The following is a 24,297-nucleotide window of genomic DNA, read 5'->3' on the forward strand; positions in this document are numbered from 1 at the left end:
GCAGCTACACCACGCCTGGGGACACGACCGAGGCCCGGGCGCGCGTCCCGGTCGGGAAGCCGTCCATGGTGATGTGCAGGTGGCCCTTGCCGCTACCGGCCGAGGCGCCCGCGCTGTTGAAGCGGCGCTGCATCATGTCGTCGCCGACGCGCGACATCGCGATCTTCTGAGACGGCGGTCCGTCCTTGAGGTCGTTCACGACCTCGTCGTCGCGCAGGCGCGAGTAGCCACCGGCCTTGGACGGGTAGTAGCGGTCGCGCTTGTACCAGAGCACGTCGCCACCGCTCGCGACCTGCACCGGCTCACCCGGAGGGCCGACCTTCAGCCCCCCCATCGCCGCGGCCGTGCGGCCGGTGAACAGGTCGACGCCCGTGCGCGCGTTGTAGCCCTCCGCCCGCTCGAACATCGAAGCCCCGGTCGCGGCCTCGAACGGGGTCTTGGCGGAGTTGAGCTTCGCGAGCGCCCGGCGCTCGGTCGTGTGCAGCTCGTGCAAGGCGTGCCGGAGCTGCGCGTCGAAGTCGGTGTTGCCGCGGATCGGAGCCAGACGGTCCCGAGACAGCCACTGCGCGATCCCGAACGCGCCCGAGCGCGGGTTCACCGAGGTCGGGCCGCCGCGGGCCTCCACGGCTGACCAGCGGGGCGTGTCGCAAAGATTTTTGGCGGAGAAAATTATGCTCCCCGCGTAGGCGCACACCGGTCCGTCAGGCCGATACCGGGCTCGTCAAACTGCTTCGCCAGCCTCGTCGGAGGGGGTCAGCAGGCGGTGAGCAGGCCTCGTCACGCCTTGTTCGGAGACGATTTTTTTCGGGCGTTGAACGTTTGCGACACGCCCCCCCGCGATTACCCGATGTCCACCCCATCACGCCCGGTCGAAGCCATCCCCTCTCAATGGGACTGCACCGCCGTGTCGCCCGGAAACGGCGTCCAAAGAGCCTTGCAGTTCGGCCCGTTGACCGCCGACCACGCCGCCGCCGGGGCGCCAATCGGCGGGGTCACGCCACCCGCCATGACGATGGCCTGGGTGTTGACCACGTCCCACGTCGCGTTGTCGACGAAGCGAACGCCATCCAGCGAAACGCCCAAGGGGTGAGCGGCGTCGTACCCGTGCATGACCAGCCGACCGCCCTCTCCGGCAACTTGGCGCAGGACGATGTTGCTATACACGGGGATCTTCGTACCCTGAGCGCGTGGATCATAGCGCGTGTCGAAGTCGATCGGCCGCCGACTTCCGCGCACGCAAACGTTCTCGTAGCGGACCGCCTGCACCAAACCGCCCCGACTCGGATCGCTCTTGATTCTCAGGCCTGACACCGCGCCGTCGATGGTGACGTTTCGGACGAGGACGTCGCTGACGCCACTGTTCGTCTCACTGCCAATCGAGAGCCCGTGCCCCGAATAGATGTGGATGTCCAAGATGGAGACGTGGCGGGTCGCTCCGTTGTCGCCGGCCTTGATGGCGATGTCGTCGTCGCCGGTGCTGATGAAGGTGCGGGCGATGGTCACGTCCATCGCCGCGCCTGGATCAATCCCGTCCGTGTTTCGGGCATCGGCCGGGGTGTTGATGGTGACGCCCCACACCGTCACGCCCTGGACCTTGTTCATGGCGATGTGTACGTTCGGCGCGTTGCGCAGCGTGATCCGGTATACGGTGATGTTGTTCGAGCTGTCGATCTGCACCAGCCGGGGGACGTTCTGCTCCCTACCCTCGACCTGAGCGCGACTGGCCAGGGCCCACCAGGTCTCCGCCTTGCCGATCATGACCGCCCCGCCCTGGCCGTCGATCGTGCCGTCGCCCATCAGGCCCGCGCCGTTGGCCTTGTGAAAATTGAGGAAAGGCCGGCATCCCCCCCCCGCGTTATTGATCAGTCCGCAACGGCCGTCGCCGAGGTCGTAGAGGCGAGGATCGGGCTCGGCGGCGAGCACGGCCCCGGCGTCGAGCCAGAGAACCACGCCGGCCCGCATCTCGATCGGCCCGCTCGCGAACACCGCCTTCGTCCTGCTGGGCGTGAGCCGCACCGCTTGGCCCGTCCGGCAGCCGTCCAGGGCGGCCTGCAATTTCGCTTGTCCGACCTTGGCCGACGGAGCGTCGTCCGCACTCAGGACTGCGCAGACCTGCGTCGGCGGAACCGGCTCCTGGACGTTTCGCCTGTCCTGGGACTGTGCCGAATGAGTGGCGCCGACGGTCATCAAGCCTGCCGTTGCAACCAGAACGGCGCGTGCGGTAAGAACTTTCATTGCGAGCCGTGCTCGCCCTGGTGCCCCCGGACCATCCGGACCGCCCCGCTCGCGGATCTCAGGCGAGAGGGGGGGTATGCTTCCTCATGGCTCCATCCTCTCAAGAGTTGGAGCCTCCTGTCTGTCGGGATTGACCTACTCTGCGCTCGCGGACGGCATCCCGCGAGCCTCCGGAAATCCCGGGGCGGTTCAATCTTGTTCTTGAGCGCCACGGTCGTTCGTCCCTTACTCGCGCCCAGTCAACCACTCGGCGATGCCGGTCCCAAGCAGGCTCTGCGCCCTCCCGCCGACGAATACGCCGACGTGCCCGCCTGGGAGCGGCAGCTCGGTATAGTCCGACGTGCCTACGAATTGCTTGAGTGCCCGCGATGTTGCCGGTGGAATAATATGATCATATTTTGCGTAGATGTTCAAGACTGGGCATTTGATGTTGCCAAGATCGACGGTTCTGCCGGCTAGCTGGAACGAGTTTTGCACCAGCTTGTTGTCCTGATACAGATTTTTCAGCCACTGCTTGGCGGCCTCACCGGGATGGTGCGGCCGATCGGAAATCCACTTTTCCATACGCAAGAAGTTCATAAACCTTTTCTTATTGTCGATTACGTCAAGAAGATCAAGGTTGTACTTGGTCATCGTGCGCATCGGCGTCATCAGCGCGAACACCGAGCCCATGAATTCACCCGGCAACGTGCCGTGCGCCTCGATGAGGCGGTCAATGTCATCAGGCTCAAGGCTGCGCGTCCACATGTTGATGAAGCCGTGACCTTTGCGGTTCTCGACAGTGTCGGCGTGGAAGTCGATCGGCGTGATCGTCAGCACCATCGCGTTGACGTCCTCGGGGTGCAGCGCCGCGTAGCAAGTCGTGAAGGTCCCACCCTCGCAAATCCCGAGTAGATTGATCTTCGCCCCCCCCCCCCCCCCGCCTCGGAGATGACGTTCACGCATTCAGCGAGATAGCCGTCGATGTAGTCATCAAGCGTCACGAAGCGGTCGGCTCGGCTCGGATTGCCCCAGTCCACTACGTAGAGGTCAACACCGAGCTTCAGCAGATTGCGAACGAGCGAGCGATCCTCCTGCAGGTCGGCTATCGTGTGGCGACCGATAAGCCCATAGACGATGAGGACGGGTGTCCTGACCTTCTGCTCGGCAAGAGATCGGTAGCGGTACAGTGTGACCTTATCCTGCTGCCAGATTACAACTTTCTCGCTCGTCGCAATCTGAACGTCCTCGTCGCGGACCTCCTGGAAGAGCTTGGCTCCTTCCGCGAGCCGCTTTCCAAGCGCTGCCGCCTCCGCGACGGGGTCAAGCGCGGCTTTGGATTTGGCAGAGCGGCTCATGTCGGCTCTCCTTCTGATTTTCCGCTGGTCCGCCTCTGGCGACTGAGCGCCCTGACTTCCCGGCGCAGCTGCGTGAGGCTCTGATGCACGTCGTCGAGTTCGGCGCGGGTCGGGTAGCCGAACATCTGGCTGTAGAACTCAGCGATATCCTGCTGAGCAAGCCGCAAATCCGTCGAGGCTTTCAGCGTCTCGCGCTGGCTCTTGAGAAACTCCTCCGACCGCTGCGCCTCCAGCAGAACGTCGTTGGCAGTCTCGACCCAGAGCGCCATCAGCTCGCGGCTCGACGCGATCCCCTGCTCGTTCTTGGACCGTTCATTGACCACGGCGGAGAAGGCTGCCGTCGCCTTCTTCCAGACCTCCATCATCAGGGCGTTGTGTTCGAGGTTGCGCCGGTGCAGCGCCACCCAGGCCGTGAACACGGCCGCGAACTTGCGCTCGACGTTCCAGAGATCGGCGAGGCGCGGTCCTTCGGCCATCCGTTTCAGCGCTTCATCGACCGCGCCCGTGATGCAGATCCATCCGTGCGGGTCGAAGATCTTGGCCAGGACATCGGCCGCGATTGGATCTCGCACCTCGCCTCCGCCCTTCAGGCTCTTGGCAAAGGTCGCCGAGACCGCCTGAGCGGCCTCCCAGCCCTGCTGATACGAGTGTTGGGCCTGTTCCAGGGCTTCCCAGTCCGGGATGAGGGGAAGGCTCGGCTTGCCATCCTTGTCCAAGGCCGTCGTCATGGCCCCGTACATGTTGCGCTGAGCTTCGAGAAAGCACTGGGTGCCTTTGCCCCAGAGCTCTCCCATTGCCTTAAAGGTATCGAATAGATCCATGGCTTGAGCTCCTCAAGCGACTCAAGCAACGGTTCTGAGCTTGCCGTCGAGTGCCTCGGAGTAGATCGCGAAGGCGTCCGGGTAGGTGACCTCGCGTGGGTTGTTCACGAGAAGTCGCGTCTGCTTCATGGCATCGGTTGCGAGGCGCGCGAGATCCTCCTCGCGAACACCGACCTCGGCGAGTGAGGCGGGCGCACCGCAGTCCCGGCAGATGGCCGCGAGGCTGTCGACGAATCGGGTGGCAGCCTCGGCGGCCGGGAGACTGGCTGCCTGCGGATCGAAGATCGGGGCGAGTTCCGCGTAGAGGGCCTCCGCTTGCGGGAGGTTGAAGCGCATCACGCCCGTCAGCACGAGGGCGTTCGACACCCCGTGCGTCACGTGGAAGACGGCGCCGATCGGATAGGCCAGCGCATGGACCGCGGCGACGGGAGCGTTGGCAAAGGCCATGCCCGCGAGCATGGAGCCGAGCAGCATGTTGGAGCGCGCCTCGACGTTGCGGCCGTCGCTGCAGGCCGTGCGAATGCTGCCTGCGAGCAGCGCCAAGGCCTTCCGGGCGAGCTGGTCCGAGATCGGGTTCTTCTTGTGACGGCTGGTGTAGGCCTCGATCGCGTGCACCATCGCGTCGATGCCGGTCGCGGCCGTCACGTGGGCCGGCAGTCCGAGGGTCAGATCGGGATCAAGGACCGCGCAGTCCGGCAGCAGCCGGGGCGAGACCACGCCCTTCTTCTCGCCCGTCGGCGTCGTCACGATCGAGATCGGCGTCACCTCGGAGCCGGTCCCGGCCGTGGTCGGCATCAGGATGAGCGGCAAGCGCTGGCCCTGGGCGAGGCCGACCCCGTAGATGCGGTCGAGCTGATCGCCGCTGCGCGCGAGGTACGCCACGAGCTTGGCAGTGTCGAGAGTGGAGCCGCCCCCAATCGCGAGCACAAGGTCCACTGTCTGCTGCTGGGCAAGTTGCGCTGCAGTCTCGATGACGTGCGAGGGCGGGTCGGCCACGACGTCCTCGAAGACGGTGACCTGAAGGCCCGCCGAGGCCAGGGCAGCCTCCGCAGCGCGGGTCAGACCCGCGCCGCGAACATTTTTGCCGGTCACCAGCATGATCCGTTGAGCGCGGAAGCTCGCCACGAGGTCGGGCAGCTTCGCCGAGGCGCCGGGCTCGAACAGAATATTGGGGCAGGTTTGGAACGTGAATGGGGTCATGATGAGCTCCGGGAGCACGTCGGTGAGCTAGAACTTATTCTTCCGGCTCGATATTGCTGGCCTTATGGTGATGTTCTTGGATCAGGACCCGCTTGTTCTCGGAGTCGTCGATCGGTACCGCCACGAGGTGAACCCCACCGGCCTTGAAGGCGGCCTCGAGCGTCGGAGCCAGGTCGCGGACCGCGGTGACGCAGTGGCCCGTCGCCCCATAGGAATTGGCGTACGCGACGAAATCCGGGTTGGTGAACGTCGTGCCGTATTCGGCGAAGCCCCCCTCCCTCTGCTTCCTGCGGATCATGCCGTATGCCGAGTTGTCCAGGATCAGCGCCACGAGGTTGAGCCTGAGCCGGACAGCTGTCTCCATCTCTTGGCTGTTCATCATGAAGCCACCATCGCCGCACACCGCCAACACGCGACGTTCTGGATAGAGCTCCGCCGCCATCATGGCGGAGGGCAGCCCCGCTCCCATCGTGGCAAGCGCGTTGTCGAGCAGCAGCGTGTTGGGAGCGTACGTCAGGTAGTAGCGCGCAAACTCGATCTTGTACTCGCCGTTGTCGAGGCAGACGAAGCCGTCCTCCGGCATTACCGTACGAACGGCATGCACGATGCGCCGCACCGTCATTGAAGAAGTGGCCTCTTCGGTCCCATCGTTGATGCCGTTGATGCGCTCCAGGAGCGACTGGCGCAGCTCGAGCATGCCGGGATCCGGCTCGAGCCGCCCGCCGAGCCGGTCGGCGAGCGCCGTCACCGTCGAACTGATATCGCCCACCACCTCGGCATCCGGGTGAAAGACCTGCTCGACGCTCGCCGGAGTGTAACCGATGTGGATGACCTTGAGGCCGCCCGCGATCTTCTCGTACAGGAAGGGGGGTTTCTCGACCGCGTCGTGCCCGATCGAGATGATCAGGTCCGCCCGGTCTATCGCCGCATGCACGTAATCCCGCTCGGAGAGCGCCGCGGTGCCGAGATAGAGGCTCGAGGCGCCCGTGACCGCGCCCTTGCCCATCTGCGTGTCGCAGAAGGGAATCTGGGTCCGCCGCACAAACTCGGAGAGCGGCTCGCCCAGCCCCGGCCGGTTGCCGGCCGCGCCGATCATGATCAGCGGGCTTTGCGCACTCAGGATCATCGCAGCCGCGTGCTCGATGGCGGCTTCCGCCGCCACTGGCCGGTCGATCGGGTGAGAGGGCGCCAGGGCGACTTCGGCCATTTCGGTAGCAACGTCTTCGGTAGCAACGTCCTTGGGCACTTCGAGATGAACCGCGCCCCGGCGCTCGTCGGTGGCGACCCGGAAGGCCTCGCGCACCAGCGTCGGGATCGAGGCCGCCGAGACGATCTGGCGCGTCATCTTGGTGAGCGGGCGCATCACCGAGACGGTATCGATGAGCTGGAAGCGGGACTGGGGTGGGGCGCTGATCGGCTTCTGGCCGGTGATTATCAACACCGGCATGGCGCCGAGCTGCGCGTAGGCCACGCCTGTCACCAAGTTCAGCGCGCCCGGGCCGCAGGTCGCGAGGCAGACGCCCGGCCGGCCGGTCAGCCGCCCGTGCGTGGCGGCCATCATGACGGCCGCCTGCTCGTGGCGGACGGGGATGAACCTGATCTTCGAGTTGTGCAAGCTCTCGATGATTTCGAGGATCTCCTCCCCGGGTATGCCGATGACGTAGTCGACGCCCATGTTCTCGAGGGCTTTGACTATGAGATCAGAACCCTTAATTTTAGACGATGCTCCCACGTTCTCATCCTCGCAAGCTGGCATTAAGCAACCCGCCCGACTGTCGTCGGGCTCTGGCTGTCGTCGAGCTCTTGCTCCGCCCAGGCGGCGACATCGCTCCCCACGTCACGGCCAGCAGCGACTTCCGCCGCCGTCGCACCCTCGTTGCGCAAGCGATGTGCCAGCGCCGCCCGACGAACTTTTCGCAATTATTGCAATGCTTTATGGCTGCCGTGGGGGATTGGCGCAGACGCCACCGGGCTGTCGGGAGCCCGACAAAGTCCGACAGGCCATGGAGGCGCGGCGGGCCGGATGGGGTGTAGCCGGGCGGTAGCGCCCTGTACGAGGCCGGCAAGCCGTCCGGAGGGCTAGGGCCTGAACCGAACCAAGGTGTTGCAGGGTCTATGGTTTTGTGATTCAGGGCGGCCGCTTGCAGCACGGAGGCGGCCATGGCGGACCTGTTCTGGCTCTCGGACGCGCAGTGGGCGGTGATCGCGCCGTTCATGCCGCGCAACCAGCCCGGCCCCGAGCGCAAGGACGATCGCCAGATCATCTCCGGCATCCTGCACGTGCTGACCTCCGGCTGCCGCTGGCGCGATGGCCCGTCCGCGTATGGACACCGCACCACGGTCTACAACCGCTTCAACAGGTGGTCGCGGCGTGGCTTCTGGACGGCGATGCTGGCGGCCCTGGCCAAAGCTGGATGGTCGGGCGAGGCGGCTGCCATCGACAGCACCTACGTGCGGGTCCATCGCTCGGCTCACGGGGGCAAAGGGGGGCGACAGCGCAGGCGATCGGCCCGTCGCGGGGTGGCCAGACGACCAAGATCCACGCCCTCGTCGACGTGCTTGGCCGCCCCGGTGTCCTCCTGCTGACACCCGGCAACGCCAGCGACGTGCGCACCGCCCCGGCGGTGCTGGCCGAGGCTCCCGGCCGGATCCGCCGCCTGATCGCCGACAAGGGCTACGACGCCGATTGGCTGCGGGCTGATCTGCGGGAGAAGGGCATCACCCCGGTCATCCCCGGCACCCGCGCCCGCAAGCGCAGGCTGCGCCACGACAAGCGCCGCTCCCGGAAACGCTGGCGCATCGAGGCCGCCTTTTGTCGTCTCAAGGACTTCCGCCGGATCGCCACCCGCTACGACAAGCTGGCCCGCAACTACGCCTCCGCTCTCGCCCTGGCCGCCGTGATCGCGTTCTGGTGCTGATTGAGTCCTGACCCCAATCCTCCGGCGGCACGCAGGTTTTCACGAAGGTGGTCCGGGCCCCGCCCCTGAGCCGCTTCTCGGCGGCGTGCCGGCGGCACTGGGCGAGGAGGGCCGGGTCGACTTCCGCCATGTCGTCCTCGGCCGGCGCGGGGGCCGGCTTGGCCGCCTGCGGGGCGTGACGGGGCACCTGCGCCGCCGCCGACCCGGCGAGGCCCGCCGCCAGGATCAGCGCGCAGGCGGCAGGGAGGTGTCTCATGGGCTCGGAGCCCCGGTTCTCCGGCCGCTTCGTGGCGAGGGGAGGGCGAGCTCCGACGGGGCGGCCGCGGCTCTTACTTCAGCAGCACCTCACGAAGGAAGCCGACCACCGCCGCCCGCGCCGCCTCGGTCGAGGCCGGGTTGTGGCCCACATGGGCGCCGACGGCGACGCAGGGGTCTGTCCGCAGGCTGTAGGGCCGGCCCGTCGCGGCGTCGAGGATCGTGCCGCCCGGCCCCTCTTTCAGTCGGCAGTCGCGCGTGCTCTGCGCCTTCGGGATCGAGACCAGCGGCGGGCTCGTCGGCGTGTCAAAGCTGTGCTGCGTGTCGGGATACTCGGTCAGCATCACGTCCGCGCCGGCCTGCTTCAGCCGGGCGACGTAGTCCCGGCAGGGCAAGACGCTGACGTAGTCGTCGCTGGTGCCGTGGAACAGCCGGATCGGCGCCGGGCCGACCTTGTCGTCTTCCCGATAGGTCACGTTGCAGGGCGTGTAGAGGCCGATATGGGCGGCGAAGCGGTTCGGGCCGCCATAGGCCGCGTGGAACCGCTCCGCCGCCGAGTAGACCGACGCGACCGCCCCCTTGGAGAAGCCCATCACGGCGATGCGGTCCGCCCGCACCCGCGGGTGCGCCGCGAGCGCGTCGAGGGCGCGGTAGGCGTCGACCATCATGGCGAGGGAGTTGAGCTGCTCCTGGTCCTCGATCGTGCTGACAATGCCGCGGCCCGTGAAGGCGTCGAGGATGAAGGCGCCGATCCCCGCTTCGTTGAGCACCCGCGCCCAGGCGTCCGGGCCGGCGCTGATCCCGCCCGAGCCGTGGACAAGCACCACCACCGGCACCTTCGGCGGCGCGCCGACGGGCAGGCGCAACTCGCCGCCGAGCACCACCTCGCGCCCCGGCGCGTCGCCGCGCAGGAACTCTTCCCCGGTCAGGGTCCGGCTCTTCACCGCGTGGATCTCGATGCGGCCGGGCAGGGGGGAGGCGGCCTCGGCGGCCGGTGCGGCGATGCCGAGGGCGACGAGCGTGGCGGCCAGGATGCGCATGGTTCCTCCCGAGGATGCGTTGCCCCCACCCTCGACCGGGCGCCGCCCGTGTCAACGGCGGATCTCCCGCCGCGGAAGGCTTCAGGCCTCGACCGGCGCCTCGCGCAGCCAGCACAGCATGTGAGGGAAGGGCGGCACGCCCCGCGCCGCGGCCGCGCGCGCATCGAGGGTCAGGCCCATCCATTGCAGCAGCGGCAGCCCGGGATACTGGCCCTCAAAGAAGACCCTGATGTGGAACGGCGAGGCGCCGCGGTCTTTTGACCGCAGCCGCGCCCGAGGCGCCGGCCGCGTCCGGCGAAGCCGCCGGACAACATACGGCCATACGACATTACGACGATAGCAGCGTACGGTGCTAACGCGGTACGGAAAGGTGTCACGGGGTGCGGCTCTCTAGTTGTCTGGATGCGAGACCTCCTTGGCGTCTGCGACCACCTTGAGCGCTGCGGGGAGCGCGTCCGGATCAGGCGGCCTAGTGACGGGCTTGGCCAGCTCCGGCTTCGCCTTCAGCCGCTCACGCAGGACCCTGTCCGGTGAGCGGCTGAAGGCGAAGCCGGAGCTGGCCAAGCCCGTCACTAGGCCGCCTGATCCGGACGCGCTCCCCGCAGCGCTCAAGGTGGTCGCAGACGCCAAGGAGGTCTCGCATCCAGACAACTAGTGCAGTGACTCAGACGGATGGTGCAGCCTGGCTGTTGAGGATAGCGGCCGCGGGCTTGGTCCAGACGAAGGGCCTGGGCTGCTCGTTGTTCTCGGCGATGTAGCGCTTGATCGCCGCTTGCAGGTCCACGATCCCGGTGAACGTCCCGCGCCGCAGCCGCCGAGGGGCTATGGTCGGCCATCGGGAGGCTCGTCGACACCATCACGCCCGACGAGTGTGCCCACTTCTTCGCCGCTGCAGGCTACGATCCAGATTAAACCGAAAACGCTCTAGACGGTCCAGAAGATCGGCGTCGATCGTCAGTGTCACCTCAAGCCGCGGCGGGACTGGTGCAGCGGCAATATCAAATTCAGCGGATGGCCTTTCCAGTACATCGACCATGGCAGGCCTATTATACTACGAGATCGATTTAAAAACTGCTTAAGCCTCGTGCTGGCAGGTCATCGCTTTGGCGCCTGCTCCAGGAGGTCGCGCGGTGCATCCAGCTTTCCGGCCTGTAAGGCTTCGCGCAGCACCTTTTCTATGCGGGGGACATGACCACGGCCCGTCGCTTTGATTGCCTTTGCCTGATCGGCGGGGAGGTACAGCGTGCGCCGTCCGGTCATGCCAGCTCCAGCCGCACTTTGCGGCCAACGACGGCGGCGGCACGCTTCACAGTGTCGAGCTGCACCTTGTCATTCTCCGGGTCCAGCAGGCGGTCGAGCTGGGCGCGGCTGGTGTGCATGCGCTTCGCCATGACGCTTTTTGTGATGCCCTGCTCCTTCATGGCCTGCTCGATCTGCCAGGCCAGGACGCGCTTGGTCGCCTGTTCGTTGACCTCCTCGCGGGTGCCTTCCTCTTCGAGGAAGCTGTCGAACGACGATCCGATATGTTTATTTGTCATTTTTCTCCACCTTCTTCTGTCGTTTGCGGGCTTTGGTCAGTTCGGCATCGGGCGTCTTCTGCGTTTTCTTAATGAAGGCGTGCAGCAGAACCATATGACCGTGGGCAATGCAGAACAGGACGCGCGAAATCCGCCCGTCCGAAAGGTCGCTGCGCACCTCCCACAGGCCTGCGCCCATGGGCCGGCACGTCGGCATGCCGACCGGCCAGCCGAATTCGACCGTGGCAATGTCCTGGCCGATGACCTTGCGATCGTCCGGGGTCTGGTCCTTCAACCATTCCCTGACCGGCTCCTTGCCGCTGTCGGTGGCGTAGAACGCCGCCGGCAGCTTTTTCAGCTCCTGCTCCATCCGCACCTTCTACGGTACATCGTACCTTAAAAGATACAGGGTTTGCCAGCAGAAAAGCGATTTTCTCCATAAAGCCCCTCGGATGCCGTTCCCCCCTCGCCAAGCCCCTTACGCTGGCGCCGCCTGGCGCGATTTCCGGCTCCGTGGCTGCGGTGTGATGCTTCGAGGGTGTCGGAGTAGGGTCAGAAGACCAGAGGCCCACAGGCGGCGATTTTTGAGCCGCCACGCCGCCGCCGCGCTTCCAGTGCTCAATGGCCAGCCGGGAGGTCGCCATGCTGTTACGCGTGATCCAGGGGCCTGTCGCAAACGCGAACGGGCTCGCGTTCATGGGTCGTTAGCCATACCCGCCCAGCTTGCCGCTCCGCCTCGGAGCCGGCCCATGATCCTGAACGCCCTCGCCCTCAAGCTGAAGAGAGAGGCCCGCGGCGACTTCACGGGCCGGCACTTCGAAGCCACTCTCATCGTCCAGGCCGTCTCCTGGTACCTGCGCTACGCGCTCAGCTACCGCGACATCGAGGAGATGCTGCTGGAGCGGGGTATGGGGGTGGACCACTCCACCATCAACCGCTGGGTGCTGGCCTACGCGCCCGCCATCGAGCGGCGCCTGCGCCGGTTCCGCAAGCCGCATTGCGGGTCCGTGAGGGTGGACGAGACCTATATCAAGGTGCGTGGCCAGTGGCGCTATCTGTACCGGGCCATCGACAAGCATGGCGAGGCGGTCGACTTCCTGCTCACCGCCAACCGCGACCTGGAAGCGGCCAAGCGCTTCTTCCGCAAGATGCTACAGGATCAGCCGCTTCTCGCGCCCGACCGCATCGGCACCGATGGTGCTGGCCCTTACCCGCCGGCGATCGCCGAGAGCCGCAAGGAGGGCCTGCTGCCACGCGCGCCCATCCACCACGTCACCAAGCACTTGCAGCAAGGGATTGAGAGCGACCACTTCCGGGTCAAGCGGCCGATGCCACGGGTCGGGGGCTTCCGCGCGTTCCACACGGCGCGGCGGACGATCCAGGGCTTCGAGGCCATGCTTTGGCTGCGCAAGGGTTTCGGGTTCTCAGGGGCGTGGACGGTCCGGGAGCAGAACCGACTGCTCGCGCAGTGCTTCGGACTTCCCGTGGCGAACAAAGCGTGAAAGCGGGACGGCAGAGACCCTTCTGCGGCCTGGACCCCAGTTTGCGACAGGCCCGGGCGTAGCGCAGGTACCAGGAGACGGCCTGGACGATGAGGGTGGCTTCGAAGTGCCGGCCCCGGAAGTCGCCACGGGCCTCTCTCTTCAGCGCGAGGGCGAGGGCGTTCAGGATCATGGGCCGGCTCCGAGGCGGAGGCGGCAAACTGGGCAGGTATGGCTAACGATCGGTGAATGCCGGCCCGTTCGCGTTTGCGACAGGCCCGACGCGCCTCCATGGCTTGTCGGACTTTGTCGGGCTCCCAACAGCCCGGTGGCGTCTGCGCCAATCCCCCACGGCAGCCATAAAGCATTGCAATAATTGCGAAAAGTTCGTCGGGCGGCGCTGGCACATCGCTTGCGCAACGAGGGTGCGACGGCAGCGGAAGTCGCTGCCGGCCGTGACGTGGGGAGCGATGTCGCTACCAACCACGCGCGGTTCGACCGAGGGTAGGAAGGCGCCACCCTGGGACGACTGCGGCAATCAGTGGAGAGCTGATATGAATACGTTCAGTGAAGACGATGCTGTGAAGAGCTGGATCCATAATGCTCCTCAGTATCACGATTATTTCTTGTTCGCCGACAACGTCGCGGCGACGGCGGGCGGGACGTTTCTCGGTGAGAACACTGCCGATCCGAATGCGACCGGCACGGCGATCTACACGGAACTCAGCAACCTTCCGACCGCCGTCTCCAGCATCCTCAAGCACAGCCAGAAGCGCGCCAATTTCCACCCGGCCACGACCAGCCCGGAGGTGCTGGCGGCAGCGTTCAACGGCTACGTGACCGAGATCGACAACAACCCTTTCTTGGCCCTCTCGAGGAATACCGCCACCAAGATGGCCTATGAAGACAAAAATTACAACGCCCTCTTCGATCAAATCTGCAGCCTGTACGCAGGACTTTCGGAGGATGACCTGAGAAATATTGAGAAAACCATCTCTGATATGGCGAAATCTGTCTCCAGCGAGAACCATTCAGAAGAATGGAAGAATTTGTTCTCTCAATCTACCATCAACATGAGGGACCCATCGCAGCCTAAGCTCTATTTGTACTACACTGCACTGTACATGTCCCACGACAAGAGTAAAAAGAAGGAGGTTGCGCGGCAGGGCTTTGAGGTGCGTTGCACCGAGTTCTCTATCCTGACTCTGAAAATCAAGGCCAGCGCCGGCAAGCTTGTGGCGCTCGATACGACGAACGTCACCGACTGGCTGCGCGACTCCACGAGTCCCACGGACCCCAACGTCAAGCTCTGCTTCCAGGCGTAACCCGTCCGGGGCCGGCCCGCCCGCCGACGAGCGAGGGCCGGCACCACGGATCGTCGGCTCCCCCCCGCTCGCCGGGGTTCGCGAGCCGGGCGACCTCGGCGAGGCGTTGTGGCGGATCGGTGCTCATGGGTCACCTTGCCCGCAGCTCTAGGGGGAGAATGGACATGACAGAAACCGAGAGGCTTTATGAGACCCTGTCCAAGATCGCCGAGGCGGCCAACACCGCCGTCAGGCATTGGCACGACTGGGAAGCCCTGGAACAGGCCCAACACTCGTATCAGCAGGGCTGGGAGGCCGCTCAGGCGGTCTCGGCGACCTTTGCCAAGAGCCTGAAGGGCGGAGGCGAGGTGCGAGATCCAATCGCGGCCGATGTCCTGGCCAAGATCTTCGACCCGCACGGATGGATCTGCATCACGGGCGCGGTCGATGAAGCGCTGAAACGGATGGCCGAAGGACCGCGCCTCGCCGATCTCTGGAACGTCGAGCGCAAGTTCGCGGCCGTGTTCACGGCCTGGGTGGCGCTGCACCGGCGCAATCTCGAACACAACGCCCTGATGATGGAGGTCTGGAAGAAGGCGACGGCGGCCTTCTCCGCCGTGGTCAATGAACGGTCCAAGAACGAGCAGGGGATCGCGTCGAGCCGCGAGCTGATGGCGCTCTTCGCCATCTGCTGGTTTTGTTCCGGTTGGTCTGGCGGTTCCAATCCTTCGCTAGTGCACAGATGCCGACGAACGCATCACACGCTCGGTCATCAACTTCTTGCTGAAACACGAGAAATCACGCTGAGCTTTAGAGCTCGCGCCTAGATCGCAGGAGGCATCCTCATGACTGCCAAGACCATCTACGACCATGGCCTCGACCGGAACCCGGCCAATTTCCAGCCGCTGACGCCCCTCACCTTCCTGGAGCGCACCGCGACGGTCTTCCCGGACCATGTCGCGGTCATCTACGGTTCTCTGCGGCGCAGCTACCGCGACTTCTATGCCCGCACGCGGCGTCTCGCCTCGGCCCTCGCGGCCCGCGGGATCGGGCGCGGCGACACGGTGGCGGTCATGCTCCCCAACACGCCCGCCTTGATCGAGTGCCACTACGGCGTGCCGATGACCGGCGCCGTGCTCAACACCCTCAACACCCGTCTGGACGCGGCGATGATCGCCTCCTTCCTCGATCATGGCGAAGCCAAGGTGCTGATCACCGACCGGGAATTCGCGCGGGTGATCAAGCCGGCGCTCGCGCACGCGAAGGTCAGACCCCTCGTCATCGACTACGACGACCCGGAATTCAGCGGTGAGGGCGAGCGCCTGGGCAGCCTGGACTACGAGGCGTTCCTGGCCTCCGGCGACCCCGCCCATGCCTGGTCCCTGCCCGGCGACGAGCGGGACGCGATCACGCTCAACTACACGTCCGGGACCACGGGCGATCCCAAGGGGGTGGTCTACGATCACCGCGGCGCCTGTCTGCAAGCGGTTGGCAACGTCGTGACCACCGGCCTCGGCAAGCACCCGGTCTATCTCTGGACGCTGCCGATGTTCCACTGCAACGGCTGGTGCTTTCCCTGGACGCTGTCGGTGGTGGCGGGCACGCATGTCTGCCTGCGGCAGGTGCGGGCCAAGGCGGTGTACGACGCGATCGCGGACCACGGCGTCACGCATCTCTGCGGCGCCCCGGTCGTGATGCAGCAGCTGCTGAACGCGCCTGCGGCGGAGCGCCGGGCACTGCCGCACCCGGTGTCGTTCGTCGTCGGCGGCGCGCCCCCGCCCGAGGCGGGCTTGGCCGGAATGGCGGAGGCGGGCTTCGACGTGACCCACGTCTACGGCCTCACCGAGACCTACGGGCCGGCCGTGGTCAACGAGTGGCACGCGGATTGGGACGCGCTGACCACGCCCGAGCAGGCGGCCCGCAAGGCGCGCCAGGGCGTGCGCTACCCGCCCCTCGAGGCGCTCGACGTGCTCGATCCCAAGACGATGCGGCCAGTGCCGGCGGACGGCCAGACCGTCGGCGAGGTGATGTTCCGCGGCAACGTGGTGATGCGCGGCTACCTCAAGAACCCGAAGGCCACCGAGGAGGCATTCCGGGGCGGCTGGTTCCATTCGGGCGACCTCGGCGTGAAGCACCCGGACGGCTACCTCCAGCTCAAGGACCGCTCGAAGGACATCATCATCTCGGGGGGCGAGAACATCTGGTCGATCGAGGTCGAGGAGGCGTTGTTCAAGCACCCGGCGGTCGCGGACGCCGGGGTGGTCGGCAAGCCGGACGAGAAGTGGGGCGAGGCGGTCTGCGCCTTCGTTGAGCGGAAGAACGGCTTCGAGATGGTCTCGGCCGAGGAGCTGATCGACTGGTGCCGCCAGTCGCTCGCCAGCTACAAGGTGCCCAAGCACGTCTTCTTCACCGAGCTTCCGAAGAACTCGACCGGCAAGACCAACAAGGTCCAACTTCGGGAAATGGGCAAGGCACTGTGAGGGCAAGTGGCCGTCGGCACAACTGGAGAGGCGACGGCCCGAGAGGGCCGGGGATGAACCCTGCCGTTTGACGAGCCGCTCGCGCCGGCTGACGCTGTTCGGTCGCAAGGCGTCGGGCGACCTCTTCCGGGACCTTACCAGTCCTGATGCTCAGGCGGTTTGCCGGGGCGTGTCGCAAACGTTCAACGCCCGAAAAAATCGTCTCCGAACAGGGCGTGACGAGGCCTGCTCACCGCCTGCTGACCCCCTCCGACGAGGCTGGCGAAGCAGTTTGACGAGCCCGGTATCGGCCTGACGGACCGGTGTGCGCCTACGCGGGGAGCATAATTTTCTCCGCCAAAAATCTTTGCGACACGCCCGGATGAAGCGCCAGGGCGCCGCCTAGCACGGCAGCAGCACGCACAACCTAAAGTCACCAACCCGATTTGCGAGAGCAGATCCGGGAACAGGAAACCTATGTTCAAATCAAACGACGGAAGACCCGGCGGTTTGGTTGGCTCCCGGCCGCCGGGTCTGAAGTGTAGGAGTAAATATGCAAGGAAAATCTCTACACGAGCGCGCTGCCTCTGGCAAGCGTGACGATGAAGCCGCGGCCAAGCGCGCGGAAGAGTACCTGCGGCAACATTTCCCCGGCTTCAGCGGCTGGGCTCCCTGTGACGACCCGACCGGCCACATCAGCCACGGCACGCCCGAGATGCTGGCCGTGTTCGCAATCGGGTGCTTGGAGGGCTTGATCGCTCACGCGGACATGGCAATCCGCTGCCTGCAGCGGCACGACCAGCCCGGCATGCGGGCGCACATCCGCAGCCACATCCGCGCCGAGCGCGAGTTCGAGCGGACTGGCGTCGAGATCATCGGCATGCTGTTCGAGCCGAAGATGCAGGCCAAAGCCGCAATCGCCGGGGTGGCCGCATGACGGCGAACGTGCGCCCCATCCGCCGCCCCGCTCCGCCCGACAACGATCCGGTGCTCACCGAGAGCAGCATCGCGGCCCTGGTCGTGGAGCGATTTCGCGACCAGCTCCTCTACGACCACGGCCAGGCCTTATGGTTCGAGTGGGCCGGCACCTGCTGGGTGCCGGACACCACCGGGGGCGTCTTCGACCGCTGCCACACCGTGGTGCAGGAGCAGATGCGCCTCCTCTCCCCCAAGAAGCAGGTGCGGCTTGGCACGGCCAAGTTCGTGTCCGGCGTCGAGAAGCTGTGCCGTCATGCCCGGACCTTCGTCGCGCAGAGCGAGGATTGGGACGGCGACCCGATGGTGCTCGGCACGCCCGGCGGCGTCGTGGACCTCACCACCGGCAAGATGCGTCGGGCCGAGCCGGGCGACCGGATCACGAAGCAGACGGCGGTGGCGCCGGCCGACACGGCGGATTGCCCGCGCTTCCTGCGCTTCCTCAACGAGGCGACCGGCTCAGACCTGGGGCTGATGCGGTTCCTTCAACAGTGGGCCGGATACAGCCTCACCGGCCGCACCACCGAGCACGCCGTCGTCTTCGTGTTCGGCGGCGGCGGCAACGGCAAGTCGGTCTACCTGAAGGTGCTCGCGACCGCGCTGGCGTCCTACGCCGCGACGGCGACCATGGACGCGTTCGTTGCCAGCAAGCACGCCCAGCACACGACCGACCTCGCGATGCTCAAAGGCGCCCGGTTCGTGTCCGCGTCCGAGACGCAGGAAGGCCGAGCGTGGGATGAGGCCCGGCTGAAGTCGTTCACGGGCGGCGACGCGATCACCGCGCGCTTCATGCATAGGGACAACATGACCTTCGTGCCGACGTGCAAGATCACGATCGTTGGGAACCACAAGCCCAAGATCCGCACCGTGGACGAGGCGATGCGGCGCCGCCTCAACATCGTGCCGTTCATCCGCAAGCCCGCCGAGCCCGATCCCGATCTGGAGCGCAAGCTGCTGGCCGAGTTGCCCGGCATCCTGCGGTGGCCCATCGACGGCTGCCTGGACTGGCAGGAGCACGGTCTCATCCGGCCCGACGCCGTCCTGGCCGCGACGGATGAGTACTTGGCCGACGAGGACCTGTTCGGTCAGTGGGTCGAGGACCGGTGCAAGGTGGATCCCGGCAATCGGCAGATGCGAACGCCGAACCAGGACCTCTACGCCTCGTGGTGCGACTTCGCCGAACGGGTCGGGGCGCGGCACGGCACGCTGCACGAGCTGGGCGAGAAGCTGAGCAAGCTCGGGCTCGCGCGCTACAAGTCGGGCGGCGTCCGCGGCTTCGAAGGCATCTACGTGACGAGCACGGGCGCGTAGGCCCAGAGGCCAGGGACACCTTGGGACGGCATTGGGACGCGGGCCTCGGTCTGCGTCCTTTTTCGTTCGCGAACCGTTCGGCGGCCTGCCGATCGATTGGGACACCTGCCCTGGATTTGGGACACGTCAGGGACGCCTGCTCCGACCGGTGTCCCAACCTCCTGCCCTAAAATTGATAGGCCATGAAAGGGCTTAAGCCACGTCTTGGGGCATTTGGGACGCTTGGGACACCGAAATCGGGTATCTCAGAGATACCGCGCACACACAGGCGCACGATCAGGGATTTGCCGCTTTTGGTGTCCCAGGTGTCCCAGTGTCCCAACCTCCCAGCCGCTTCGCGTGAGAGAACCGTCGCAGGCTGCCGGGGGATCAGTGCTTCCCGTGGCCACCGACACGACGTTCTGAGGATGGATCGCGGGATGCTGTGTCTCCCGGTAGCCCTACGACGGTGCCGACGCTCTGATGCTCAAAGGATGCCAGACAGTCGCCAGCGCAACGGTTCGGTGAAGGCGAGGGGTCAGGAGAGCAGTTCTGGCGGGGCTCGGGGACGGCACATGAGAGGCCGGATCCTTATGGATCAAAGACTTGGCCTGAATGACGCGAATCGAAGTACGGTGGAATGGTCAGCCGCACAGCCAAACCTCGACGGCGACCGTAACCTGCCCCTCGTAACGTGACGCAGCGTCATAGATTAGCAGGTCAGCTGTTCTAGCCGTAAACCTCTCTTGATGGCTTTACAGACGGGTCGGAATAATGTAAGCCTGATGCAGCAGTTTAGTGGTTTACAGTCATGGCGACCTACGGCTATCAGCGGGTGTCGAGCGAGGGCCAGGAGGACGGCACGTCGCTCGACGAGCAGGGCAAGCGCATCCGCGGCCTGTGCATGATGCAGGGCCTCGACGAGCCGGTGTTCTTCCGGGACGTATGCCAGGGCAAGATCCCGCTCGGGGACCGCCCAGGCGGTTGCCGCCTCCTTCACGCGCTGAAGCCGGGCGACAACCTCGTCGTCTTGAAGCTCGACCGCATCTTCCGCAACGCGACCGACGCACTCACGCAGGCGGACGCCTTCAAGGCCAAGGGCGTGAACCTCTATCTCATCGACATGGGCACCGAGCCGGTGACGAACAACGGCACGAGCCGCATGTTCTTCGGCATGCTGGCTTTGATGGCCGAGTTCGAGCGCGAGCGGATCCGGGAGCGCACGCAGGACGGCAAGGCGGCCAAGGCAGCCAGGGGCGGCTACATCGGGGGGTCGAGGCCCTTCGGGTACGACGTCGTCGGCACCGGCAAGGACGCCGTCCTGAGGCCCCGTGAGAGCGAGCACGAGTACGTCCAGCAGATCGTAGCGCGACGCGAGGCCGGCGAATCCCTGCGCAGCATCAGCGCGTGGCTGGCGACCCGGGGCGTGAAACTCTCGCATGTCGGTGTCGCCAACGTGCGAGAGCGCGATGCGAACCCCAATTGAATGGTGGCGAGCGTTGTTGCTATCTTGAAAATGAAGTAACAAGCATAAACAAAACAAAGAAGAATAATATAGATCCGCCAATCATGAGTGGCATGGCAAAATCTTTTCCTTCCGGATCATGTCTCTCTGTCTCTGACATATTGAATCCCCTCTCTTTATGGTCGGACCTACGTAGCGCGCCGGCATGCGGCCAGCCAAGCTGAGCCGAAGATCTTAAAGTGTGCCTGAGGGTGGCGGCCCGGCTGAGGCCCGTCTGCAACACCTCGTCTCCGCTTCGACGCGCACGTTCCAGACCGGCTCGGTTTGCTGTAGTCTAGATACCGGGCCCCGAAGGTCCGCGCCGGTGCCCGCGTGATGCGGGGTACCGGTCCGCTGGTAGATCCAGCACCGGGACGTTGCGCACGCCTGCGCATGACGCCGTGGTCCACATGGACCGCACCCTCAGGCCGCTCAGTGGAGCGCCCCATTGCTTCCCCCGACCTCACCCACCGCCTCGACGCGGCACGATTTTCATCTCGACATCGACATCGCCCCGCCCCGGGTGAATCCCTGCCCCTTCGACCGCCTACGCAACCGCGGCGAGCTTGACATGGACCGCGTCCGCAACAACGCGCTCTACGCCGCCGGCAGTCGCCTGCGCGAGCACGCGCAGCACGCCGCCCTCGACGGCCTCGCCCGCGCTCGCCTGGACGGCACGCCCGGCAGCGGCCCGGGATCCCGCTGCCCGATCACGGAGACCGTCGAGCGCCACCGCCACACGCTCTTGCTCGCGAAGCAATCGATGCAGTCCCATGAATGGCAGATCGTGATTGCCGTTGTGATCGACGAGGCGACCCTTGAGCAGGCGGGCCGGTCCGCAGGCTACGGCAACAAGGCCGGTGCAACTGCCGTTGCGCTCGACCGCCTCCGGCACGGCCTCGCAGCCCTGGTCATGGCCTGGCGTCTGCTCCCGCCCGGTGAACACCCGCTGTCCGTCGCGTGATACATTTCGTCATATTTTGAGCCTGACGTATTCTTCTTGACAGGGTGGACGCCAGTCGGTTAGGTTTGGGTACCTTCCGCAACTGCGTCCAAATCCTGCCCCGCACTCGTGCGGGCGGTGACGCGTTCGCCTGCGGCGGGTTCTTTGAGCGTGTTAGCCAAACTCACGGCCGTCCCTTCCGGGGCGGCCTTTTTCTTATCGAGAGGAGTCCACATGTCTCCCCAAGATGATCGCCTTGATCTGCTGACCGGCTTCCAGACCATCGGCGATTATCTCGGCTGGTCTTATCGTAAAACACAGTATCGATCGTCAATCGGCGATCTTCCGACCTTCAAGGTTGGTCAACATGTCTGCGCCCGTCGCTCAACTTTGCGCGATTGGGCCATGAAGATGGAGGCGAAAGCTTCCCGAGAAGGCAAGCTCGCCGATGTCGCGCCATAATGCAGCCGCGCGAGCCCGACACGTCGAAGCCCAACGCCGGTACGCCAAGCGATGGCCCGAGAAGATCAGGGCGCAGCGCAAGGCACAGTACGCCCGCAAGCGCGGCAAGATCATCTTCGGATCGTGCGCTCACTGCGGCGAGACCGACCGTCTCGAAGCTCATCACGAAGATTACGACGCGCCGCTCGCTGTGATCGTGGTCTGCGGACCGTGCCATCGGGAGATCCACGCCCGCATCCGGCTCCGCACCCTTGCTGAGCGCGCAATGGCCAAGCTGAGAACCCTGGAGGCACTGCCAGCGGCCAAGATGCCTCGTTGGCTACGGCACCCACTCCGAAACCGCGAACGGCCGTCCTGGGCCATCCTGGAGCCCCTAAAGCTATGCCGCGCAAGCCCGCATCCAATGCCGTGGCGAAGTCCGCGGTCAGCAACGGCACGAGCCTGTTCCTGGTCGATGAGGTCGATCGCCGGTCAGCTCCGGCCCGCCGCTTCCGAGATATCGTCGGCGACGTCACCTCCGATCTCGGCGGCCGAGACGAGGTGACGGCTGTCCAGCAGCAGCTGATCCGCCGCTTCGCCACGCTCGCCCTGACCCTGGAACTCCAGGAGGCCGCGATCGTGGAGGGCGGGCAAGTCGACCTGGATCTCTACGGCCGCCTGTCCGGCCAGATGAACCGGCTCGCCTCGACCCTCGGGCTCAAGCGGGTAATGCGCGACGCCAACGAACTCGACCTCAAAGCGTACATGGCGCGGAAAGCGGGGGTGTTGTCGTGACGATCATCGACGCGCTCACCGACCCGCATCTGTTCGGCTCGGCCATCCGCGACCCGGCGACCTTCACGGCGTGGCGGGTCTTCCTGAAAGCGTTCTTCGGCCTGTCCATGAACGAGGCCGAGTTGGAGATCTTCCGGGCCTGTACCGGCCGCGAGGTGCCGCCCACCACCCCGATGGCCGAGGCCCATCTGCCGACCGGGCGGAGAGCCGGGAAGTCGTTCGTCCTCGCCCTGATCGCGGTCTACCTCGCGGCCTTCCGTGAGTACCGCGGTTACCTCGCCCCGGGCGAGCGCGCCACCGTGATGGTCCTCGCCGCCGATCGTCGGCAGGCGCGTGTCATCTTCCGCTACTGCAAAGGTCTGCTCGCCGGCTCACCGCTCCTCGCCAACCTGATCGAACGCGAGACGGCCGAGGCGCTGGACCTCGCGAACGGCGTCACGATCGAGATCGGCACCGCCTCGGTGAAGACGACGCGCGGCTACAGTCTAGCGGCGGTGCTGTGCGACGAGATCGCGTTCTGGGAGACCAGTGAGGACAGCGCGTCGCCGGACTACGAGATCCTGAACGCGCTGCGCCCCGGTATGGCGACGATCCCGGGCTCGGTGCTGCTCTGCGCCTCGTCTCCCTACGCCCGCAAAGGCGCGCTCTGGGACGCCTTCTCGCGGCACTTCGGGCAGGACAACTCGGACGTGCTCGTGTGGCGAGCCGCTACCCGGGTGATGAACCCCACGGTGCCGGAGCGGACCATCGACGAGGCGTACCAGCGCGACCCCGCAGCCGCCGCGGCCGAGTACGGGGCCGAGTTCCGCAGCGACATCGAGTCCTTCGTTAGTCTCGACGTCGTCAAGGCGTGCATCGACTCCGGGGTCATGGAACGTCTGCGCCACGCGGGCCGGCACGTCGCGTTCGTGGATCCCTCGGGCGGCTCGGCCGACAGCATGACGCTGGCCATCGCGCACCACCAGGCGGGCAAGGCCGTGCTGGACGCCGTCCGTGAGATACGCCCGCCGTTCTCGCCCGAGCAGGTCGTCGAGGAATTCGCCGGCCTCATGAAGTCCTATGGAATCCGTGAGGTCACGGGCGACAGGTACGCGGGCGAGTGGCCGCGGGAGCGGTTCCGAGTACACGGCATCAACTACAAGGTCTCGGAGAAGTCGAAGTCCGACCTCTACCGCGACCTCCTGCCGTTGCTGAACTCGGCGAAGGTCTCGCTCCTCGACCACCCGCGCCTCGTTCAGCAGCTCGTTGCGCTCGAACGCCGGACCGCCCGCGGCGGGCGCGACTCCATCGATCACCCGCGCGGCGGACACGACGACCTGGCGAACGCCGTCGCGGGTGTCCTGGTCGGACTCGCTCGCCCCCAGAACACCTTCCAGGTGTTGCCCTTCCCGTTTTGACATCCAAACAGAACTAAGGATCCGACGACCCAATGGCTTATCCTACCAAGACCCTGCCGCTAGATGACTCCGGTAATGTCAGCGGCGCCGCCACGGCAATCACGACGCTAAGGGCTGCCGCCGGCACTCGCTATGCAAATGCCGTCACCGCTCTACACGCGGCGTTCGTTGACCTCCAAGCACTGGACGTACTCACGAACAACACGAATGTTGGCGGCAACGGCATGGCGGTCAACACCTTCACGGGTGGCGAGGCCGAATGGCGCCTGCCGCTGATGCTCCGGCACCCGGTCTACATCCCGAACATCCCGGGCAATCCGAATTGGGCCGCCGAGTCACGTGCTCGTCTCGACATTTACTTCTCGAACCTGAGCTGAGATACACG

Annotated in this window: 21 protein-coding genes and 5 pseudogenes; 13 read left to right on the top strand and 13 right to left on the bottom strand. The window is 65.7% G+C overall.

Translation table 11 applies throughout. The features are described from left to right. Nucleotides 1–4: 4 nt before the first annotated feature. The 6 genes and pseudogenes from QA634_RS35325 to QA634_RS35355 all read right to left on the bottom strand — a co-directional run bounded on the left by QA634_RS35325 (nucleotide 5) and on the right by QA634_RS35355 (nucleotide 7,349). Complete coding sequence (locus tag QA634_RS35325) at nucleotides 5–694, bottom strand: hypothetical protein (RefSeq protein ID WP_012290063.1); 690 nt, start codon at nucleotides 692–694, stop codon at nucleotides 5–7. Between the two features lie 191 nt (nucleotides 695–885). Continuing rightward, a complete protein-coding gene (locus QA634_RS35330) occupies nucleotides 886–2,187 on the bottom strand; it encodes a glycoside hydrolase family 28 protein (protein WP_265576687.1) in 1,302 nt (433 codons plus the stop codon). Between the two features lie 273 nt (nucleotides 2,188–2,460). Continuing rightward, nucleotides 2,461–3,572 (bottom strand): annotated as a pseudogene (phaC, locus tag QA634_RS36045) (class III poly(R)-hydroxyalkanoic acid synthase subunit PhaC). Then, the gene (locus tag QA634_RS35345; protein ID WP_012290065.1) at nucleotides 3,569–4,393 is read right to left on the bottom strand and encodes a poly(R)-hydroxyalkanoic acid synthase subunit PhaE; all 825 of its coding nucleotides are present in this window, start codon (nucleotides 4,391–4,393) and stop codon (nucleotides 3,569–3,571) included. Before QA634_RS35345 ends, phaC begins: the two are co-directional and overlap by 4 nt. Nucleotides 4,394–4,414: 21 nt before the next feature. Further along, nucleotides 4,415–5,593, bottom strand: coding sequence for an iron-containing alcohol dehydrogenase (locus QA634_RS35350; protein ID WP_012290066.1), 1,179 nt, complete (start codon nucleotides 5,591–5,593; stop codon nucleotides 4,415–4,417). A 34-nt stretch (nucleotides 5,594–5,627) separates the two neighbouring features. Beyond that, nucleotides 5,628–7,349: an acetolactate synthase large subunit gene (locus QA634_RS35355; protein ID WP_050777596.1), complete on the bottom strand. Its 1,722-nt coding sequence runs from the start codon at nucleotides 7,347–7,349 to the stop codon at nucleotides 5,628–5,630. Nucleotides 7,350–7,807: 458 nt separating this feature from the next. On the opposite strand from QA634_RS35355, the pseudogene QA634_RS35360 reads away from it, so the two are divergent. Continuing rightward, a pseudogene (locus QA634_RS35360) lies at nucleotides 7,808–8,511 on the top strand (IS5 family transposase). A 329-nt stretch (nucleotides 8,512–8,840) separates the two neighbouring features. Here QA634_RS35360 and QA634_RS35365 read toward each other — a convergent pair. The 6 genes and pseudogenes from QA634_RS35365 to QA634_RS35385 form a co-directional block, all read right to left on the bottom strand. Beyond that, nucleotides 8,841–9,806: a dienelactone hydrolase family protein gene (locus QA634_RS35365; protein ID WP_012290069.1), complete on the bottom strand. Its 966-nt coding sequence runs from the start codon at nucleotides 9,804–9,806 to the stop codon at nucleotides 8,841–8,843. A 390-nt stretch (nucleotides 9,807–10,196) separates the two neighbouring features. Then, nucleotides 10,197–10,343: pseudogene (locus QA634_RS36050) on the bottom strand (IS481 family transposase); the annotation flags it as partial. 127 nt (nucleotides 10,344–10,470) lie between these two features. Continuing rightward, nucleotides 10,471–10,632 (bottom strand): annotated as a pseudogene (locus QA634_RS35370) (IS630 family transposase); the annotation flags it as partial. A 269-nt stretch (nucleotides 10,633–10,901) separates the two neighbouring features. Then, nucleotides 10,902–11,066 (bottom strand): hypothetical protein, encoded by a 165-nt coding sequence (locus tag QA634_RS35375; protein ID WP_012290070.1) that lies wholly within the window; start codon nucleotides 11,064–11,066, stop codon nucleotides 10,902–10,904. Continuing rightward, entirely contained in the window at nucleotides 11,063–11,344 is a 282-nt protein-coding gene (locus tag QA634_RS35380; RefSeq protein WP_012290071.1) for a helix-turn-helix domain-containing protein, read from the bottom strand. Before QA634_RS35380 ends, QA634_RS35375 begins: the two co-directional genes overlap by 4 nt. Further along, nucleotides 11,334–11,693, bottom strand: a complete 360-nt coding sequence (locus QA634_RS35385) for a type II toxin-antitoxin system RelE/ParE family toxin (protein WP_012290072.1) — start codon at nucleotides 11,691–11,693, stop codon at nucleotides 11,334–11,336. Before QA634_RS35385 ends, QA634_RS35380 begins: the two co-directional genes overlap by 11 nt. A 379-nt stretch (nucleotides 11,694–12,072) precedes the next feature. On the opposite strand from QA634_RS35385, the gene QA634_RS35390 reads away from it, so the two are divergent. After that, entirely contained in the window at nucleotides 12,073–12,825 is a 753-nt protein-coding gene (locus tag QA634_RS35390; RefSeq protein ID WP_012290073.1) for an IS6-like element ISMtsp1 family transposase, read from the top strand. Nucleotides 12,826–12,862: 37 nt separating this feature from the next. On the opposite strand, the pseudogene QA634_RS35395 reads toward QA634_RS35390, so the two are convergent. Then, nucleotides 12,863–12,997, bottom strand: a pseudogene (locus tag QA634_RS35395) (IS6 family transposase); the annotation flags it as partial. Between the two features lie 361 nt (nucleotides 12,998–13,358). Between QA634_RS35395 and QA634_RS35400 the strand changes: the two are divergent. From QA634_RS35400 to QA634_RS35450, 11 genes are all read left to right on the top strand, one after another. After that, nucleotides 13,359–14,129, top strand: coding sequence for a hypothetical protein (locus tag QA634_RS35400; RefSeq protein ID WP_043703230.1), 771 nt, complete (start codon nucleotides 13,359–13,361; stop codon nucleotides 14,127–14,129). A gap of 164 nt (nucleotides 14,130–14,293) precedes the next feature. After that, nucleotides 14,294–14,935 (top strand): hypothetical protein, encoded by a 642-nt coding sequence (locus QA634_RS35405; protein WP_012290075.1) that lies wholly within the window; start codon nucleotides 14,294–14,296, stop codon nucleotides 14,933–14,935. An 18-nt stretch (nucleotides 14,936–14,953) separates the two neighbouring features. After that, nucleotides 14,954–16,588, top strand: coding sequence for an acyl-CoA synthetase (locus QA634_RS35410; RefSeq protein ID WP_012290076.1), 1,635 nt, complete (start codon nucleotides 14,954–14,956; stop codon nucleotides 16,586–16,588). 532 nt (nucleotides 16,589–17,120) lie between these two features. Beyond that, nucleotides 17,121–17,504, top strand: a complete 384-nt coding sequence (locus QA634_RS35415) for a hypothetical protein (RefSeq protein WP_012290077.1) — start codon at nucleotides 17,121–17,123, stop codon at nucleotides 17,502–17,504. Then, on the top strand, nucleotides 17,501–18,853 hold the full coding sequence (locus QA634_RS35420) for a phage/plasmid primase, P4 family (protein ID WP_012290078.1): 1,353 nt from the start codon (nucleotides 17,501–17,503) through the stop codon (nucleotides 18,851–18,853). Before QA634_RS35415 ends, QA634_RS35420 begins: the two co-directional genes overlap by 4 nt. Nucleotides 18,854–19,643: 790 nt before the next feature. Then, on the top strand, nucleotides 19,644–20,318 hold the full coding sequence (locus QA634_RS35425; RefSeq protein WP_012290079.1) for a recombinase family protein: 675 nt from the start codon (nucleotides 19,644–19,646) through the stop codon (nucleotides 20,316–20,318). Between the two features lie 466 nt (nucleotides 20,319–20,784). Further along, nucleotides 20,785–21,300 (top strand): hypothetical protein, encoded by a 516-nt coding sequence (locus QA634_RS35430; protein WP_012290018.1) that lies wholly within the window; start codon nucleotides 20,785–20,787, stop codon nucleotides 21,298–21,300. Between the two features lie 213 nt (nucleotides 21,301–21,513). Further along, a complete protein-coding gene (locus QA634_RS35435; protein ID WP_012290019.1) occupies nucleotides 21,514–21,741 on the top strand; it encodes a hypothetical protein in 228 nt (75 codons plus the stop codon). A gap of 381 nt (nucleotides 21,742–22,122) precedes the next feature. Continuing rightward, nucleotides 22,123–22,515 (top strand): hypothetical protein, encoded by a 393-nt coding sequence (locus tag QA634_RS35440; protein ID WP_012290020.1) that lies wholly within the window; start codon nucleotides 22,123–22,125, stop codon nucleotides 22,513–22,515. Beyond that, a complete protein-coding gene (locus tag QA634_RS35445) occupies nucleotides 22,512–23,912 on the top strand; it encodes a hypothetical protein (RefSeq protein ID WP_012290021.1) in 1,401 nt (466 codons plus the stop codon). Before QA634_RS35440 ends, QA634_RS35445 begins: the two co-directional genes overlap by 4 nt. Before the next feature lie 32 nt (nucleotides 23,913–23,944). Continuing rightward, nucleotides 23,945–24,289, top strand: coding sequence for a hypothetical protein (locus QA634_RS35450; protein WP_012290022.1), 345 nt, complete (start codon nucleotides 23,945–23,947; stop codon nucleotides 24,287–24,289). Nucleotides 24,290–24,297 lie beyond the last annotated feature (8 nt).

This window comes from Methylobacterium sp. CB376, from assembly GCF_029714205.1.
In the GTDB taxonomy this organism is placed as follows: Bacteria; Pseudomonadota; Alphaproteobacteria; order Rhizobiales; family Beijerinckiaceae; genus Methylobacterium.